The sequence below is a fragment of the Vreelandella neptunia genome (assembly GCF_000712975.1).
Taxonomy (GTDB): domain Bacteria; phylum Pseudomonadota; class Gammaproteobacteria; order Pseudomonadales; family Halomonadaceae; genus Vreelandella; species Vreelandella qaidamensis.
This window is the reverse complement of record NZ_JHQL01000002.1, coordinates 1-14,852: the sequence shown is the minus strand read 5'-3', so window position 1 is coordinate 14,852 and position 14,852 is coordinate 1. Positions and strand designations below refer to the sequence as shown.

The 14,852-nt window shown below is 49.9% G+C and carries 10 protein-coding genes; 7 read left to right on the top strand and 3 right to left on the bottom strand.

Translation table 11 applies throughout. The features are described 5' to 3' along the window. Nucleotides 1-49: 49 nt before the first annotated feature. Complete coding sequence (gene nadA / locus CR46_RS0104735) at nt 50-1,078, top strand: quinolinate synthase NadA (protein WP_030070354.1); 1,029 nt, start codon at nt 50-52, stop codon at nt 1,076-1,078. A gap of 72 nt (nt 1,079-1,150) precedes the next feature. Here the strand turns inward: nadA and CR46_RS0104730 are convergent, their stop codons facing one another. Beyond that, on the bottom strand, nt 1,151-2,611 hold the full coding sequence (locus CR46_RS0104730) for a M48 family metalloprotease (RefSeq protein ID WP_030070353.1): 1,461 nt from the start codon (nt 2,609-2,611) through the stop codon (nt 1,151-1,153). 166 nt (nt 2,612-2,777) lie between these two features. On the opposite strand from CR46_RS0104730, the gene CR46_RS0104725 reads away from it, so the two are divergent. Beyond that, complete coding sequence (locus CR46_RS0104725; protein WP_030070352.1) at nt 2,778-3,056, top strand: sulfurtransferase TusA family protein; 279 nt, start codon at nt 2,778-2,780, stop codon at nt 3,054-3,056. Then, entirely contained in the window at nt 3,053-4,150 is a 1,098-nt protein-coding gene (locus CR46_RS0104720; RefSeq protein WP_030070351.1) for an AI-2E family transporter, read from the top strand. The genes CR46_RS0104725 and CR46_RS0104720 overlap by 4 nt, the downstream gene beginning before the upstream one ends. A gap of 88 nt (nt 4,151-4,238) precedes the next feature. Here the strand turns inward: CR46_RS0104720 and CR46_RS0104715 are convergent, their stop codons facing one another. Beyond that, nucleotides 4,239-4,712 (bottom strand): peroxiredoxin, encoded by a 474-nt coding sequence (locus CR46_RS0104715; RefSeq protein ID WP_030070350.1) that lies wholly within the window; start codon nt 4,710-4,712, stop codon nt 4,239-4,241. A 340-nt stretch (nt 4,713-5,052) separates the two neighbouring features. Here CR46_RS0104715 and dapA point away from each other — a divergent pair, with 340 nt between their 5' ends. The 3 genes from dapA (at nt 5,053) to purC (ending at nt 7,757) form a co-directional block, all read left to right on the top strand. Next, nucleotides 5,053-5,937, top strand: a complete 885-nt coding sequence (gene dapA, locus CR46_RS0104710; RefSeq protein WP_030070349.1) for a 4-hydroxy-tetrahydrodipicolinate synthase — start codon at nt 5,053-5,055, stop codon at nt 5,935-5,937. Nucleotides 5,938-6,016: 79 nt separating this feature from the next. Further along, nucleotides 6,017-7,012, top strand: coding sequence for an outer membrane protein assembly factor BamC (locus tag CR46_RS0104705; RefSeq protein WP_030070348.1), 996 nt, complete (start codon nt 6,017-6,019; stop codon nt 7,010-7,012). A 31-nt stretch (nt 7,013-7,043) separates the two neighbouring features. After that, nucleotides 7,044-7,757, top strand: coding sequence for a phosphoribosylaminoimidazolesuccinocarboxamide synthase (gene purC, locus CR46_RS0104700; protein ID WP_030070347.1), 714 nt, complete (start codon nt 7,044-7,046; stop codon nt 7,755-7,757). 126 nt (nt 7,758-7,883) lie between these two features. Here the strand turns inward: purC and CR46_RS0104695 are convergent, their stop codons facing one another. Then, the gene (locus tag CR46_RS0104695) at nt 7,884-8,624 is read right to left on the bottom strand and encodes a response regulator transcription factor (protein WP_030070346.1); all 741 of its coding nucleotides are present in this window, start codon (nt 8,622-8,624) and stop codon (nt 7,884-7,886) included. Between the two features lie 1,455 nt (nt 8,625-10,079). Between CR46_RS0104695 and CR46_RS0104690 the strand changes: the two genes are divergently transcribed. Continuing rightward, a partial coding sequence (locus tag CR46_RS0104690; RefSeq protein ID WP_030070345.1) for an ESPR-type extended signal peptide-containing protein occupies nt 10,080-14,852 on the top strand: 4,773 nt, incomplete at its 3' end.

The following is a 14,852-nucleotide window of genomic DNA, read 5'->3' as shown; positions in this document are numbered from 1 at the left end:
GACCGGTGTTTAACAGGGGGATTCCCTGTTCGTCACAGTGGTAGACACGATGACTATTATGACTACTCAAGCTGAGCTTAGCGCTCCGCTCCCCAGCCCATATTGCCCCACTCGTATTCCTGCGGAAGATGAGGCACGGGTGGCTGAAATCAAGCAACTACTCAACGCAAATAATGCAGTGCTTGTCGCTCATTACTATACCGATGATGCCATTCAACAGTTGGCTGAAGAGACGGGTGGCTGTGTTGCAGACTCTCTTGAAATGGCACGCTTTGGTGCACGACATGATGCGACAACGCTGGTCGTTGCAGGTGTGCGCTTCATGGGAGAAACGGCGAAAATTCTATCGCCAGAAAAACGCGTTTTAATGCCTACTCTGGAAGCGACCTGTTCGCTGGATATTGGCTGTCCTGCCGATGAATTCAGTGCTTTTTGTGATGCTCATCCTGACCGTACCGTGGTGGTATACGCCAATACCTCTGCCGCCGTGAAAGCCCGTGCTGATTGGGTTGTTACCTCCTCAATTGCGGTTGAAGTTATTGAGCACCTTCAAGCGAAAGGGGAAAAAATACTGTGGGCACCGGATAAGCATTTAGGCGGTTATATTCAGAAAAAAACCGGCGCAGATATGCTGATGTGGGATGGTGCTTGTATCGTTCACGAAGAGTTCAAAGCGAAAGGTATTGAAGATCTCAAGCGCCTTTATCCGGAAGCTGCGGTGCTGGTGCACCCTGAGTCACCGGATGCAGTCGTTGCTTTGGCTGACGTGGCAGGCTCTACTTCGCAACTGATTAAGGCTGCACAAACGCTACCTAATGACAAATTAATTGTTGCCACTGACCGCGGCATTTTCTTTAAAATGCAGCAGGCCGTGCCCGATAAAACCCTGTTTGAGGCGCCCACAGCGGGCAACGGTGCAACCTGTCGTAGCTGTGCCCACTGCCCATGGATGGCGATGAATGCTCTGGATAACCTCGCGGGAGCGCTGCGCGACGGTAGTGGCGAAATTTTTGTTGATGACACGCTGCGGCTGCAGGCGTTAAAACCACTAGAGCGAATGCTGAGTTTCAATGCCTAACGTATAAACTCACTATGATAGCTCGAAGGGTACAGCCCGAATGCGATAGGCATTCGGGCTTTTTTAGAAATGTCAAAACTTGTCTAATGCCTCGCGATAGTCAATGAACGCTTCCCTGCGTTGTTCAATACGCGCTAATACCTGCTGATCGTTCTCTTGCTGTGCGGCATCTTTAGCGATATTTAACTGGCGAATACCGCGGTCAACTCTACCGGTTAGCTGTAAGTGCTCTGCTCGTGCTAAGTGACCCCAACCGTTATAACCACTTCGTCCCGCTGCTTCGGCAAGTAGGTTGAATCCCTGGGGGCTTTCAGGGTGCTGCGCAGTAATATCACGTAGCAATTCATAAGCAGCCTGTGGGTCGCGCTGCAGCTGAGCTTCGGCTAACACCAATTGCGCCGGTAAGTAATTGGGCATGATTCGCAGTAGACGCTGGCTACGCGTAATAGCTTCCTCATAGCGTTGGGCTTCTAACGCAACTGTAGCGGCAGAGGCAGGTAGCATACCGTAGTCGGGTAATTCACGGGCCAGTTGATCGATAGTTTGCAGCGCGTTGTCAGTTTGGCCGTTTCGAGCTGCGATTAGCGCCGATAAATAGCGCTGCGCTTGCTCTTCACCATTTTCTTGGGCAAGGCGTGATGCAGCTTGTTGCGGTGTGTTGTGGTAAATGCTCAAAAGTGCGCGAGCGCGCATCATGTCGTATAACGTGTCGCTAGTATAAGTGTCGGCAATTGTTAGCTGTGATGCGCGTGCCTGAGCATCGCTTAGCCGGCTATCGCTCACTGGGTGGGTAAGTAAGAATTCTGGTGGGGTGCCGCCCTGGAGCCGTGCCATTCGCTGCATAGCACCAAACATTCGTACCATCGCATCTGGGTTGTAACCGGCACTTGCCATTGCCTGCAGACCAATACGGTCAGCTTCTTGTTCAAAACGTCGTGAATAAGACAATTGATCTTGAATTAGCGCCGCTTGAGAACCCATGGCAGCGGCCATGCCTGCATCACCGCCACCGCTAGCGGCAATGAGCATGCCTGCAAGCATAGCGGCCATCGCGGGTAGCTGCGTTTGCTCTGCTCGTGCACTGCCCCTGGCGTAGTGTCGCTGAGACAGATGGCCTAGCTCATGGGCGATAACCGACACAAAGGCTCCCTCATCTTCAGCAAAGGCGAATAATCCAGAATTGATGCCTATGACCCCGCCAGGAACTGCGAAAGCATTGAGAGAACCGTTATCAACCATCACGGTCGTTGTGCGAAGGCTGCCAAGCTGACTATGAGGAGCAAGGCGTGCAACTAGGCTATTTAGGTAGTCATTTACGATAGGGTCTTGCCATTGTGGTGCCTGAGCACGAAATTGACGAAGCCAAGCGCGACCTAGACGATACTCCTCGTTGCTAACAGAAGTTGAAGCGCCGCCTAGGCTAGGGAGCTGATAATCGTCGAAGCCAAGGCTGGGCGAGCTAACGCTGGCGATGCTCAGCATAAGTGCCAGTGCATAGGTTCGGCGAAAAGGTACGAGTCGAAGGTGCGGCATGGCATCCTCATTGGTGTTCCTGAGTTCAAGTAATATACGCAGCAAACAGCGGTGTGACATTGATTCAGGCAGGGAAGTGCCGTTAAATCAAATTCTCAATGAGGATTTGAAAGAAATAGTGGTTGTAACAATACCGTATTCGAGCAAATATTTTTCAGGAGAGGGTATGTCCGAGCAAACAGATTCTAGGCCAGTTAATAGCCTTCAGCCAGACACCGTGTTAGATGCCACCGGATTACATTGCCCGCTACCGCTATTAAAAGCCAAGCAGGTACTGGCTGGGATGGCCCCAGGTCAACGACTAGAGGTGAGGTCAACCGATGCTGGCTCATGGCGCGATATGGCATCATTTACTGAGCTAAGCGACCATACGCTTGAAGGGCGCGAACAACGCGGCGATATTTACTACTTCTGGATACGCAAAGCAGGGATATCTCGCTCATGACCGTGCGTACCATTCTGAAAAGTTGGGTAGAACGCTACTTTTCAGACGAAGAGGCGTTAATCCTTTTGCTTGTGTTAGTAGCTGGATTTGCAGCCATTATTTGGTTTGGCAGAATGCTAGCGCCGTTTTTCACTGCGCTTGTGCTAGCGTTTTTGCTGCAGGGGGTAGTGAGTGCGCTGACCCGGCGCGGGGTGCCTCATTTGCTAGCGGTTATTGTTGTGTTTGTAGCATTTGTTAGCGTGTTATTGACGCTTGCTTTCATCTTAATGCCACTAATCTGGAATCAGCTTGTTGGCCTTGTTCAGGAAACTCCCCGAATGTTTGCTAGTGGCCAGGGGTGGTTAGACGACCTACAGGGGCGCTATCCAAATTTAATAACCCCCGATCAAATGCAAAGCTGGATAGGCGTTGCAAGCCGAGAAATCAGCCAGCTAGGGCAGCGTGCATTAACACTTTCACTGGCGTCGCTGGGCAACATTATGTCGCTGATTATTTATCTCGTGTTAGTGCCGATACTGGTATTCTTTATGCTCAAGGATCGCCAGTCATTGGTAGGTTTTACGCTGTCGCTGCTACCACAAAAGCGCACGCTGTTGACCCGCATCTGGCATGAAATGGATCGTCAAATTGCGAATTACATACGCGGCAAATCGATTGAAATTATTATTGTTGGTACGGTTTCTTTCTTTACCTTCGCTTTCTTTGGCTTGCCTTATACCGCGTTATTAGCAGTGCTTGTGGGTTTCTCTGTGCTGGTGCCTTACATTGGAGCGGCAGTTGTCACTATTCCTGTGGCGGCGGTCGCAGGGTTTCATTTTGGAATCAGTGAGCAATTTGCTTATGTGCTGATTGCCTATGGTGTGATTCAAGCACTTGACGGGAATGTGCTTGCACCAGTGTTGTTTTCAGAAACGAATAATATCCATCCCGTTTCAATTATTGTTGCGGTGCTGTTTTTTGGCGGTATTTGGGGGTTTTGGGGCGTTTTCTTTGCAATCCCCCTGGCTACATTGCTAAAAGCATTGGTTTACGCTTGGCCAAGAGGGATTGAAGAACGAGAAGGAAAAAAGCAGCTACCAGTGGTTGAACATTAATAGGCGCTATCTACTCGTAATGCATGTGAACGAATAAGAGAAACGAGCGGAGATGGCATCCACAAGGGATACGGCAGTCTTGGTCTTGTTAGCTGGCATTTAATGCTTCTGCGGCTGCCAATACGTCATCAACGTGCCCTGGAACTTTAACGCCACGCCACTCTTGAGCAAGCTTACCCTCACTGTCAATCAGGAAGGTGCTACGCTCAATGCCAAGGTGCTCTTTACCGTACATTTTTTTGAGCTTGATAACGTCAAAAAGCTGGCACACAGTTTCATCCTTATCGGAGATAAGCTCGAAATTGAACTCTTGCTTCGCCTTGAAGTTCTCCTGAGCACGGATACCGTCTCTAGAAACGCCGATAATGACTGTGTTGGCAGCATCGAAACGCGGTTTGCGGTCTCTGAAATCGCCACCTTCGGTAGTACAACCGGGTGTACTGGCTTTTGGGTAAAAATAGATAACTACCTGTTTACCGCGCAGTTCAGACAGCGTCACCGTTGTATCACCGGTGGCTGGGGCGGAAAAGTCAGGTACCAATTGGTTAAGGCGCACTGACATGTAAAGCTCCTTTAATGGGATAATATAGTGAGTTGATTACACGCAAGTAACGCGCTTATGTCAAAGCGAATAAGCGCCTAATAGCGAAGGGCTATAAAAACTCTCAGTGCTTTGCGCTGTACAGGTTCGAGTCGCCTGAGTACCATTTGTTTTTTGTAGAACCCCTTGGAGCACAGCAGAAGGCGAAAGGCATAAAATGGCAGCTAGTCGAATTGCCCCACTATGTATGCTCAATGTATGCCCATGCGATACCCAGGCTAATGGTCGTGGCTACTCGATTTCTTTGAATGAATATCGTTTGCCGCGTAATTTTATAATTTTGTAGGTGAGGAACAAGCGGATGATCACAGGCAGCATTGTCGCCCTGGCGACGCCGATGAAGATCAATGGCGACATCGACTGGGAGGCGCTTCGTCGTCTGGTGAACTTCCACCTCGATAATGGCACTGATGCCATCGTTGCAGCGGGTACCACCGGCGAGCCTACTACCATGTCATTTGCCGAGCACTTCGATGTGATTCGCAGCGTGGTAGAAGAGGTGAATGGCCGAATTCCAGTGATTGCCGGCACCGGGGCTAACGCCACATCAGAGGCGGTTGAGCTGGCACGCTATGCCAGTGAAGTGGGCGCAGACTATTGCCTATCGGTGTGCCCTTACTACAATAAGCCGACCCAAGAAGGGCTATACCAACACTTTAAAGCCGTTGCTGAAGGCAGTAATCTTCCAGTAATTCTGTACAACGTTCCTGGTCGTACCTGCTCTGATCTCTACAATGAAACGGTAGTGCGCTTGGCAGAAGTGAAAAATATCATTGGTTTGAAAGATGCGACGGGGAACCTTGAGCGTGCCGAGGATCTAATTACTCGCTTGAAGGGCAGCGATTTTATGCTCTACTCCGGAGACGATGCCACTGCCTGTGATTTTATGTTGATGGGTGGCCACGGTGATATTTCCGTTACTGCGAACGTAGCGCCTAAAGCAATGCATGATTTATGTGCTGCAGCAGTGGCCGGTGATGCAGACAAAGCGCACCAAATTAATACGCGTTTGATGCCGTTACATACTAATTTAGGCATCGAAGCTAACCCAATCCCAGTTAAGTGGGCACTGCATCGCATGGGGTATATGGACGCAGGGATTCGTCTGCCGTTAACTTGGTTGTCTGAAAAGTACCACGCCACTGTGAGTGAAGCGCTGCAGTTGGCGGGCGTCGTAGAGGAGTAATTCGACGCAACCCCTCTGTTACCCGGTGGTCGTTGTTGACTCGCCGGGTACTCGATCTGTTGACTGTTAAGGTGGCTCGATGCGCCCTGTTCTTGAAAAACGCTTGCTTGAAAAACGTGCGCTTAAATGGATACCGCTGGCACTCGCAACAGCTGTTGTACTTGCCGGATGCTCGCGCGATGGTTACTACCATGACCGCAATTTAGACTACACTGAAGCCGCCCCAGCGCCCCCCCTAGTACTTCCTGACACGCGCAATACCCAGCGTTACCGCGATGCTATGCCTGTGCCGCAAGTTACTGCACAAGATACGCGTCCTCAACAGGCCGCTGAGATTTCTGCGCCTCCGTCATTAGCGATTGGCAGTGGCTTAGAACCAGAGTTCGTAGAGCGTCGTCAGGTAGGTAACCAGACATGGCTAGTAGTCGCGGCAGACACGGGAGCCGTTTGGCCACAGTTAGAAGCGTTTGCGCGTAGTCGCCAGCTAGGTGTACAGCAAAGTAATGCAAGCCAAGGCGTTATAGTGACCTCGCAAGCCACATTGACGCTGCAGAGTGCGTTGAGGTCGGGCAGTAGTGAGGTACGCTGCGAACAATCAGGGCAAAGCGTAGCAGCATGTCTTGACGCGTTAGAACAGTACCTAGGTGCACGTAGTGCCACCGCTAGCGCTTCTTCTTGGACAGCTCAACGACTTGCAGAACAGCAAACGCCTCAGTTGCAACAGCAAGGCGACGAGTGGGAAGTGGTAATTCCTCAACCGATAGATCGTGTTTGGGCGGAACTTGATCATTATCTGGAACTTGATTTTAGTGTAGAGGGCGAACGTGACTTATTAGCAACTTCCGCTGATAATTATGAGTTTTTGGTTGAGTATATGACGGAGACAGAGCGGGGACGTAATCCACTGCAGATCGTCTTTAGCCCCGATGTACGCCGTATGTCACAGCAAATTCGTCTTGCTCTTCAGCCTAACGGTGATAAGACGATTCTGCGCGCCATTAATGCCAGTGAACGTAGCTTTAGTGCTGATGATCAGCGCGAGCTGCTTGAGCGTGTCTCCGGCTATCTACGTTAACGTCTAATTTTGTAACCTTTTCGGAGTCCCCATGGAAAAGCGCCAAGAGCTCTATGCTGGTAAAGCAAAATCTGTTTATACCACCGACGATCCAGATTTGTTGGTACTGCATTTTCGTGATGATACCAGCGCGTTTGATGGCAAAAAGAAAGAGTCACTGGCCCGTAAAGGCAAGGTGAACAACATCTTTAACGCATACATTATGCAACGTCTACAAGAAGCGGGAATCCCTACGCATTTTGAAAAACAGCTTTCGGATAACGAAAGCTTAGTAAAAAATATGCAGATGATTCCTGTTGAATGTGTAGTACGCAACATTGCGGCTGGCGGTTTGGTTAAACGGTTGGGCGTTGAAGAGGGGATGGCACTGTCTCCTCCGACCTTTGAGCTGTTCTTAAAGAATGATGAAAAAGGCGACCCAATGATTAATGAGTCGCTAGCAGAAACCTTTGGTTGGGCAACCCCAGAGCAACTGGCAAAAATGAAGACACTCACTTTTAAAGTGAACCATGTCCTCAAGCAGCTATTTGCCGAAGGTGATATTTTGCTTGTCGATTACAAGCTAGAGTTTGGCATCTTTAAAGGCGAGGTTGTACTCGGCGATGAATTCTCTCCGGATGGTTGCCGTCTATGGGATGCCAACACCCGTGAGAAACTTGATAAAGACCGTTTCCGCCAAGGGTTGGGAGGCGTCATTGAGGCTTATGAGGAAGTCGCTCGGCGCATTGGTATTCATATTGACTGAATAGCATAGCCCCCCATGGTTGAGTGGCTTTAACAGCAAAACCCGCTTAGGAAATCAATTTCCAAAGCGGGTTTTTTGCTATTGTGTAATGGCTTTCGCCCTCAATTCAATAGCTCAATAGCCCCTCTATTTGCTTACGGTTGCCTCAGTCATTTCGTCAAGCGCCTGTAGTCGGTAGCCATATCCATAAACTGAAACAAGATTCCAGCCAAATTCTGAAGTTAGATTCAGTTTTTTGCGTACCCGGTGTATGTGGACATCTAGCGTGCGTGTGCCCGGCGGGTCACTTTTCCCCCAAACATATTCATATAAGTAAGAGCGTGAAAGCGGACTGCCAAGCTGGTTGAGTAGAAGGAATGCCAAACGAAATTCCTGCCGAGTCAACGTCACTTCTTCACCGTCTACATAAGCCGTTTCACGGTTGGCATTCAGCTTAATACGGCCAAATTCAAGTGCTTGCTGTTGCGCCACGCTAGGTGTGCGTAATGAGTGGCGGCGTGTGGAAGCATAGGCTCTTGCAGCAAGCTCACGGGGTCTGAAAGGCTTGCTAATAAAGTCATCAGCACCTGCATTCAACGCCTGAATGACATCTACTTCCTCCTGCCTCAGGGTAACCATAATGACGGCAGGAAGGATCTGCAGATACGTTTTCATCCAGTTGAGCAGAGCGATGCCTGTTCCATCAGGCAAGTGCCAATCAAGCACCACCAAGTCGAACGTGTTACGACTGGCGGTATGTATGAAGGCTTTACTGGTTTCAAAGGAGAAGATATTAGCTTCGATGCCTCGTTCGGCAAACCCATCCAAAAGCGCCTTTTCAATGCGCTCTGAACCCACCTTCTCATCTTCTACTATTGCAATACGCATAGGCCATATCCAAGTCGTGTCTTGTCAGTGAAAGTAAGCAGCATGCTGTGTAGGTCTATCCATAGAGTTCAACGAGAACAAAAGTGCGGTCGTCCGATATGTTTTCCTCGATATCAGCAATACAAGCGCAGATAGTTCTGTTAATTAGTCGTTTGTGTTATCTGAATCATAGGGTGGCTCGTCTTAATGTAACAATAAGATAAAATTACTAATCTGCTCATTTATCGTTGAAAATGGTTTATTTTAGTGATTAAACATCAGTTCAACTGCAATTTTGTTAGCGTGCTTGTAGAAAAGCCGACCATAAGATAGACGGTTTCCGTGCGTTATCTTAAGGATAAACTATCGAAAAATTAAGCCCGCCTAGTAGTAAAACGCTAGTACTATAGTTGTCGCAGATTTCTCCCAAAAAATCGAGCAACAATTTTTCAAATTAAGATCATGCAAATATCAAACGGTGAGTAAGCTAACCTTTATGCTTTCAAATGTTAAGTACTGTCAAAAAATTGCGTTGCTTAACATTCGCTCTATTGGTGTAAGAGGAGCGTGACGGAAATAGAACTAGCGCTAAGCAAGCTATCTAAATTAGAAATATAATACCTTAATTAATCCAAACGATGGACACTAAAGGTTACCCAGCAGCTGATTATGGCATGATAGCACCATTCATTGAGTGCGTTAATGGAGGTGACATCAGTGATTGTCCATGGTCTGTGACTGCTTGATTTTATCCACACAATTAGAGTTAAGAAATCCACCACGCTGTGATAGCAGTAGTGAAAGCCGTTTTACTGTTTCAGCACAGAACTTGTTTGTGAACAATAGTTAATCTGAGAGTATGGTAGGGCAGAAAATAAAACTATAAATAATCATTAAATATTAAAACAGTGTTTCTAAATTAAAAAGGCACTGCCAAAGACAGTGTTGTATTTGAGTTCTGCAACCAGTTTGAGGTGATTATTTAACTCTTTGTAATATTTTACTGGTATTTTCTCGCGATTTTTTATCGAAATGAAGTTTTTTATAACTATTTTTTAAATATCTATGAGTGTTTTTATTTTTATTATTCTAATAAAGGTTAAATAATGTTTTTATGTGTTTGTTAATAATTGTGTATATCTTGGTTAAATATGAACAATAATTTCACTGTATTGAGTTAGCACTAATCTAAGTACGAGAATGAACCCACTAAATAAACGCCTTGAACGGTATTAACTAACTTCTGTGTTTTAACACAGGGGCGTTAGTGCTTTGGAAACCGCATATCACGCAGTGCAGTGTTGCTTACTCAGGTGGCTCTGCGCGTTGGTAGTCAGTGGTTGCCCGGTCGGATGGATGTTGCCAGGTGAGGTGTTACGCCTCAACGCTTCAGCACCACACCGAAATGGCCAAGGGAAAGATAGTTGTGCGAGGTAAATGCGCCTCCTCACTGAACAGTTAGTGGAGTTCTAAGCAATGAATAACGTATTTCGCTTAATCTGGAACCGTACGCTTGGCCGGTTAGTGGTAACTTCTGAAGCGGCCCGCAGCCGTGATAAAGCCGCCACCCGGCAAGGGCTCGTTGGCCAACTGCCAGCGCCGCAAACCTCCTCCAGTATTTCTGCCTTGTTGCGCCCAGCCGTTATTGCTGTGGCACTTGCCTCACTGCCATTCTCCATTACCGATGTGGATGCAAGAGTTTTTGCCGGCGCTGCTAATTGTAGTAATGCTAACACGGGGACAGTTGATGGGACGGCTTACGGTTTAGCGGGTAACCCCATAGATGGTAGTGGAACTTATTCAACGATTGCTGGGTGCGGCTCATCAGGTACTGGTTCGTTGGCTGCAACAGCGGTTGGCTCGTTTTCAAGATCCAATGCAGGTGGGGCAGCACTTGGCTTTAATGCGCAAGCAGGGAATTTTGCTACCGCCTTGGGTGCTCAGTCCAGAGCAAACTTTAACCGCGCTGTTGCAATAGGGGCCAGAGCAGAAGGTGGCGCTGACTACTCAATTGCCATTGGTGGCGGGTCTAGCGTTGCAGGTGAAACGACAAGGGCATTAGGGGTGTCATCCATCGCGGTTGGTAGGAATGCGTTGTCTGTAGGCGATCAGTCCATCGTCTTGGGTGTTAATGCCAAGGCTTACGAGAATGGAAATGGAGGTGTTGCCATTGGTGCTGGTGCTAAGGTGGGAGAAAACGAACCGCCATTGGCATCAGTTGATGTTCCCACTGGTGGTGTAGCGATAGGGGTACAAGCGCAAGCAGCTCGTGTTACTTCCACTGCAGTAGGGGCAGGCGCAAAAGCGACTGCAGCGAACGCCATCTCTATTGGCGGGAATAGAGATGTTTCTTCCATTGCAAGTGGAGTGAATTCCCTTGCTGTTGGCATTGATGCTACTGCCAGCGGTAACAGCTCTATTGCCTTGGGTTTCTCAGATGCGACGAAAGAGAGAGCGATTGCTATAGGTCCTAATGCTGCAGCGTCGTCTGAACGTACTGTAGCCCTAGGTAGCACCGCTAAAGCCATAGGCTCTGAGTCAGTCGCTATCGGGCGGAACAGTACCGCACAAGATGAACAGACGATTGCCTTGGGGGTTTTTGCGACGGCAAATTCAGGAGGCGCAATTGCCATTGGGCATAATGCGAAAGCCGAGTCGCGTTTTAGCCCGCCGATTGCAGGGCCCGAGTTTTTAATGCAATCAGTCGCGCTGGGTGCCGGTGCAGAGGCCACGTCTGGAACCGCCATCGGGGCTAATGCAAAGGTAGGTGACTCAACTGGCGGACTTGTTACAGGCACGGCGGTTGGCGGTGGTGCGCAAGCAGGTAATGCCGCTATTGCGTTGTCAGGCGCTGAATACTGGCCTGCAAAGGCAGAAGGGAATTCTTCTATAGCCGCTGGCACAAATGCAACCACAACCCTGGCTTCTACTTCTGCGATTGCGTTGGGTGCTACCACGCTTGTGGATGGCAAGCACTCCATCGCTATGGGTCGTCAGTCCCAAGTATCAGGTGAGAGAAGTATCGCCCTTGGCCAGGATGCCAAGGTGGGTACCTATGATACCAATGGCGATGCAACTGGCTCTGCCAATAGCGCCATTGCGCTAGGCGATTTTGCCAATGTACAGGGCAATAATGGTATTGCTATTGGTAAGGAAAGCCTTGCCTCGGTTGAAAACACCATCGCCATGGGTACCGGCGCGCAAGCCACGGGTAAAAATGCCATGGCGCTGGGCTCAGGCAGCCGAGCAACAGGTTCCGTTGCCATTGGTAATGATCCCACCGACCCCACTGTTGCAGCTAATGGTGGTACTGCCGTCGGTGATGGTGCGCAAGCCACTTGGCGCGTAGACAATAATAATACAGATACAACATTATTACCCACCCCTTATGCTGAAGCTGGTGTAGCGCTAGGCAAAAATGCCCTTGCCAACCGTTCGGGAGCCACGGCATTGGGGACTAACACTGAAGTGACGGCTTTTGGCGGTGTTGCTTTGGGTAGTGGTTCAAAGGCCACGATAGCAGCAAACGTAGCAGGCTACGTTCCCGCTGGCGCCACTGCTACTGAATCAGCTAATGTTGCAGGCACGATCGCAACACGTGCTGCAGTAGACATCGGTAGCCGTCAAATCACTAGCGTTGCCGCTGGTACCGAATTGGATGATGCCGTTAACGTCGCGCAGCTAAGGGCCAGCGAAACCCACTACTTCAGTGTCAACGATAACGGTACGCAGCAAGCCAACTTCAATAATGACGGCGCTTCTGGGGTTAACGCCCTGGCGGCGGGCACCAATGCAAGCGCTTCAGGGGAGAGTGCAGTTGCCGTCGGTGATGGGGCAGACGCTGGTTCTTCAACCATTTCTGCTGGTGCGCTAACTGGTGTTACTAACCCCAATGGTTATGCAGTCGGTGATAATTTAGCTTCAACTGCTGTTGGTGCAGGCGCAAAGGTAGTCTCTGGAACAGCCATTGGTTTTGACGCGGTAGCCGGAAAAGATGTCGGCGGAGCTACTGTCAATACTGGTACAGCCATTGGTGGCGGTGCGCAGGCGACAGGAAATGCTTCTATTGCCATCTCGCCTGCTGCTTACGCGCCTGCCATCGCTGAAGGCGATAGCTCCATTGCTCAAGGTCTTGATGCGCGTTCCCCAGGAAGTGGTTCAGTAGCAATTGGTGCGCTTACTAGTGCTGCTGCTGATGGCGGTATTGCTCTTGGTGCTTCAGCGGCGGTTGATGCGGCAGCAAATAGTGGCATTGCGCTTGGTAATAGTGCGAACGTAACAGCAACAAACGGCATGGCATTGGGCGCTAGCTCAAAAGCTAATGCTGATGCCGGTATTGCTCTTGGTACTTCAGCGACGGTTGATTCAACAGCAACTAATGGCATTGCGCTTGGTCTTAGTTCGAACGTGACAGCAGTTAACGGCGTAGCCTTGGGTGCTGGTTCAGCTGCCACTGTTGAATCAGGTGTAGCTGGCTACGTTCCCACCGGTGCTACCGTTGCTGATTCGACTAATATTGCGGGCACCGTTGCCGCTCTTGGTGCGGTTGACATTGGTAGTCGTCAAATCACTAGCGTTGCCGCTGGTACCCAATTAGATGATGCCGTTAACGTCGCTCAGTTGGTCGCTGTTGAAAATATAGCGAATACCGGCTGGGATGTTCAGGTTAATGCTGAAACCGCGGATAACGTCGCACCGGGTGAAACGGTTCAGTTTATCGATGGCAAGAATATCGAGATAAGCCGCAATGCCGATCAGGTGATTGAAGTTGCGACTGCTGACGAAGTTGAGTTCACTCAGGTAACAATTGGTGACGCTACCAATAACACCGTTATCACTAGTACGGTGGATGGCTTGGACGTGGGGGGTGACAAGATCACCAACGTGCAAGCGGGTGATCTCAGCGCGACATCGACGGACGCCGTTAACGGCAGCCAGCTGTTCGCGACGAATACCAACGTGACGAATAACACCACCGAGATCAATAAAGGTCTCAACTTTGGTGACGGTGCGACGTCAAATAACTACGCGTTAGGCGACACCATTAATGTTAACGGTGATGCCAACGTTACCTCTACCACCACGGCAGACGGTGTACAGCTTGGCCTAGCGGACGTGCTCAGTGTGGGGTCTACCAACCCTGTCTCGATTGATGGCGATGCCGGCACGATCAGTGGCCTGACCAACACCACCTTCGACCCGAACGCCACTTACACTGGTGGCCAAGCAGCGACCCAGGAGCAGCTGACAAGCGTTAGCAATGTTGCCAATGCTGGCTGGGATGTTCAGGTTAATGCTGAAACCGCGGATAACGTCGCACCGGGTGAAACGGTTCAGTTTATCGATGGCAAGAATATCGAGATAAGCCGCAATGCCGATCAGGTGATTGAAGTTGCGACTGCTGACGAAGTTGAGTTCACTCAGGTAACGATTGGTGACGCTACCAATAACACTGTGATCACCAGTACGGTGGATGGCCTGGACGTAGGGGGTGACAAGATCACCAACGTGCAAGCGGGTGATCTCAGCGCGACATCGACGGATGCCGTCAATGGCAGCCAGCTGTTCGCGACGAATGAAAATGTCACGACCAACACGACCAACATCACCAACAATGCTGCCGAGATCGACAAAGGCATTAACTTTGGCGACGGTGCTACATCGAACAAGTACGCGTTAGGCGACACCATTAATGTTAACGGTGATGCCAACGTTACCTCTACCACCACGGCAGACGGTGTACAGCTTGGCCTAGCGGACGTGCTCAGTGTGGGGTCTACCAACCCTGTCTCGATTGATGGCGATGCCGGCACGATCAGTGGCCTGACCAACACCACCTTTGACCCGAACGCCACTTACACTGGTGGCCAAGCAGCGACACAGGAGCAGCTGACAAGCGTTAGCAATGTTGCCAATGCTGGCTGGGATGTTCAGGTTAATGCTGAAACCGCGGATAACGTCGCACCGGGTGAAACGGTTCAGTTTATCGATGGCAAGAATATCGAGATAAGCCGCAATGCCGATCAGGTGATTGAAGTCGCGACTGCTGATGAAGTTGAGTTCACTCAGGTAACGATTGGTGACGCTACCAATAACACCGTGATCACCAGTACGGTGGATGGCCTGGACGTGGGGGGTGACAAGATCACCAACGTGCAAGCGGGTGACCTAAGCGCGACATCGACGGATGCCGTCAATGGCAGCCAGCTGTTCGCGACGAATGAAAATGTCACGACCAACACGACCAAC

Bases quoted from the DNA above. Each gene is read 5' to 3' on its own strand.
- nadA (WP_030070354.1), top strand. From the start codon at position 50: ATGACTATTATGACTACTCAAGCTGAGCTTAGCGCTCCGCTCCCCAGC.
- CR46_RS0104730 (WP_030070353.1), bottom strand. From the start codon at position 2,611: ATGCCGCACCTTCGACTCGTACCTTTTCGCCGAACCTATGCACTGGCA.
- CR46_RS0104725 (WP_030070352.1), top strand. From the start codon at position 2,778: ATGTCCGAGCAAACAGATTCTAGGCCAGTTAATAGCCTTCAGCCAGAC.
- CR46_RS0104720 (WP_030070351.1), top strand. From the start codon at position 3,053: ATGACCGTGCGTACCATTCTGAAAAGTTGGGTAGAACGCTACTTTTCA.
- CR46_RS0104715 (WP_030070350.1), bottom strand. From the start codon at position 4,712: ATGTCAGTGCGCCTTAACCAATTGGTACCTGACTTTTCCGCCCCAGCC.
- dapA (WP_030070349.1), top strand. From the start codon at position 5,053: ATGATCACAGGCAGCATTGTCGCCCTGGCGACGCCGATGAAGATCAAT.
- CR46_RS0104705 (WP_030070348.1), top strand. From the start codon at position 6,017: ATGCGCCCTGTTCTTGAAAAACGCTTGCTTGAAAAACGTGCGCTTAAA.
- purC (WP_030070347.1), top strand. From the start codon at position 7,044: ATGGAAAAGCGCCAAGAGCTCTATGCTGGTAAAGCAAAATCTGTTTAT.
- CR46_RS0104695 (WP_030070346.1), bottom strand. From the start codon at position 8,624: ATGCGTATTGCAATAGTAGAAGATGAGAAGGTGGGTTCAGAGCGCATT.